The 248-nt window shown below is 43.1% G+C and carries 1 protein-coding gene; it reads right to left on the bottom strand.

The annotated features are described in order from the left end of the window. The coding region (locus GSM_RS15470; protein WP_010078437.1) for a hypothetical protein at nucleotides 1-207 on the bottom strand (207 nt) is incomplete at its 3' end. Nucleotides 208-248 lie beyond the last annotated feature (41 nt).

The following is a 248-nucleotide window of genomic DNA, read 5'->3' as shown; positions in this document are numbered from 1 at the left end:
TGTGTGCCTTGTCTCCCACGACTTCACTAAGATTGCATTTTTAAGCTTCTCTCGCCGTTTCCAGCGCTTTTGTGCACGCAGAGCTACTGTTTCCAGCTGGTTTGTGCACTTAGAACCACTTTGTAAACAAAATTCAATCTTCTGAACTAAGGTTGCATTTTTAAGCTTCTCTCGCCGTTTCCAGCGCTTTTGTGCACGCAGAGCCACTTTGTGAACAAAAGTTAATCCTCTGAACTAAAGTTGCATTA

Source organism: Liquorilactobacillus mali KCTC 3596 = DSM 20444, from assembly GCF_000260415.1.
Classification (GTDB): domain Bacteria; phylum Bacillota; class Bacilli; order Lactobacillales; family Lactobacillaceae; genus Liquorilactobacillus; species Liquorilactobacillus mali.
The sequence above is the reverse complement of the archived record's forward strand: the minus strand, read 5'-3'. Positions and strand labels throughout refer to the sequence as shown.